Annotated in this window: 1 protein-coding gene and 2 pseudogenes; 1 reads left to right on the forward strand and 2 read right to left on the reverse strand. The window is 70.7% G+C overall.

The window, feature by feature from the left end; translation table 11 throughout:
• Positions 1 to 11: 11 nt before the first annotated feature.
• A pseudogene (locus tag ACFVXE_RS38775) lies at positions 12 to 194 on the forward strand (Tn3 family transposase); the annotation flags it as partial.
• 63 nt (positions 195 to 257) lie between these two features.
• Here the strand turns inward: ACFVXE_RS38775 and ACFVXE_RS38780 are convergent.
• Positions 258 to 1,502: an MFS transporter gene (locus ACFVXE_RS38780; protein WP_389678469.1), complete on the reverse strand. Its 1,245-nt coding sequence runs from the start codon at positions 1,500 to 1,502 to the stop codon at positions 258 to 260.
• 11 nt (positions 1,503 to 1,513) lie between these two features.
• Positions 1,514 to 1,600 (reverse strand): annotated as a pseudogene (locus tag ACFVXE_RS38785) (transcriptional regulator); the annotation flags it as partial.
• Positions 1,601 to 2,075 lie beyond the last annotated feature (475 nt).

Genomic DNA, 2,075 nt, shown 5'->3' on the forward strand with positions numbered 1-2,075 from the left:
TCTTGGATCGGATGGCGGGCAGCCTGCGCGCCGAGGTGAACACCGCCCGTCACATCGCCGAGGTGAGCGGGTACGAGCTGTCGAGGGCGGCGAACCGACAGTTCTCCATCGCCAAACTCAATGAGGCGATCACAGACGTGGTCAACGCCCTCGCTCGCCTGGACATGTCCGCGGCCTGGGGCGACGGCACGACCGCGCGGCCTGACCTGCCCGAATCCGTTCCGGTGCAGTCAAAGGGGTGGGCGCGGAGCCACCTTCTAGCGGGGCAGTTCAGCGCCGCGCAGAGGCCGGGTACACAGCCCGACGACGGAGCCGAGTGCCACGATCGCAGCGCTGGCGGTGAACACCGGACGCGTTCCCCAGGTGGCGATGGCCGCGCCGGTGAGCGGGTACGTCAGCGGGGCGACGCCGAGCGAGAACAGGCTGGCCACGGCGGTGACCCGGCCTAGGTATACGGGATCAGTGGCCGTCTGCAGCAGCGCCGCGCTCAGCGCCCCGCCGAGTCCGGCGGTCAGCCCGATCGCGACGCCGACCCCGACGGCGGCGGACAGTGAGGGTGCGAAGGCGAGCACGCCGGTCGCCACCGCGCCGAGGGCCAGACATCCCTGCTGTGCCAGCCCGGCGTGGGGAAGGCGGCCACGCACAGCCAGCAGCAGGGAGGCGGCGGCCGCGCCGGCGCCGAAACCGCCGGCAATCCAGCCGAGTCCGGCTGCACCCCAGCCGCGTTCGCTGGCCAGCAGAGTCACGCCGACATTCAACGGGCCGGTGAAGCCCAGCTCCCCTATCGCCAGCACGATCACCAGCGGGCCCAGTACCGGGTCGCGGCGGATGTGCCGCAGGCCGTCTGCCAAGTCCCGCCAGGCCGTGCCACCGGTCCCGGCCGCCCGGTCATTGTCCGGGAGCGGTGTGATCCGTACGGCGATCAGTAGCGGTACCGACACCGCGAACAAGGTCCCGGCGACAGCGAATGCCCACGACGGGCCGCCCAGAGCCATGGCCAGACCGCCCAGTGGCGAACCGCCGATGGTGGCCGCCCGGGAGGCCAGCCCGCGCAGACCCTGCACCCGGGCCAGTTGGTCCGGGCCGGTGATACGCGGCGGCAGTGCGCCGACGGCCGGCAAGAACAAGGCGTCCACCGTGCCGAAGACCAGCCCGACCACCACCAGCACCCACACACCTGGAGTCGACACGGCCAGTACGCCCGCCACGGCCAGAATCACCACGCACCGCGTCAGGTCGCTGCCGATCACCACCTTGCGCGGGCCGAACCGGTCGGCCACCACGCCCCCGCCGAGCATCAGCACCGCCCTCGGAACCGAACCGGCGGCCAGCACCAGCCCCGCCTGCGCCGGACCGCCGACCCGGACCGCCGCCCAGGACAGTGCGAGAAAGTACACGTTGTCGCCCAGCAGCGAGAAGACGAATGCGCCCAGCCAGCGCAGTACATTCGCGTCCCGGTGGGCGGGCGGTAAGCCTGGTGCGGATATCGCTGTCGCGGTCACGTGACGTCTCCTCAAGGTCGGTACGGGAATCCGTACAGATGCAGTGCGACATGCTCGCGGTCCTCGGTGTCCCCGGCTGCCTCAGCCACCCGGCCGCGCCGCAAATACGTCACGACAACGAACGGGGGCGGGGTGGATGCTCTCCAGGCAGCCCGCGCCGATCGGCCCGGCCCGGCGCGGGGCGACTCCGGAGGGTGAGGCCGACTTCGGCGATGTAAGCACCGACCTGCTCGATGGCCACTGGCAAATGCCCGATTTCATCGCAGAGTTCTTCCACGCCGTCCGGATCCGAGCACCCTTCGCACGGGTCCGTCCGGGTGGCGAGCAGGCTGCGCGATTCGGCGGGAGCGAGTACGGCGAGGCGCATGGGGGATGCCATGCCACGCCAGCCGCTGGAACGCCGAGTGGTGATGACGAACCGGCCGCCAGGAGCGCGTGCCAGCAGCGGGTCGATGTCGGTGGGGTCTCCGCGAAAACCCGTTTGGCGGACGAGGGTCGACCACTGCTACATTTCCGGAGGCCGTGCGAGAGATCAAGGAGGTGGTACCCGTGAACGCAGTATCGACATGGGTG

The sequence above is a fragment of the Streptomyces sp. NPDC058231 genome (assembly GCF_042882275.1).
Taxonomy (GTDB): domain Bacteria; phylum Actinomycetota; class Actinomycetes; order Streptomycetales; family Streptomycetaceae; genus Streptomyces.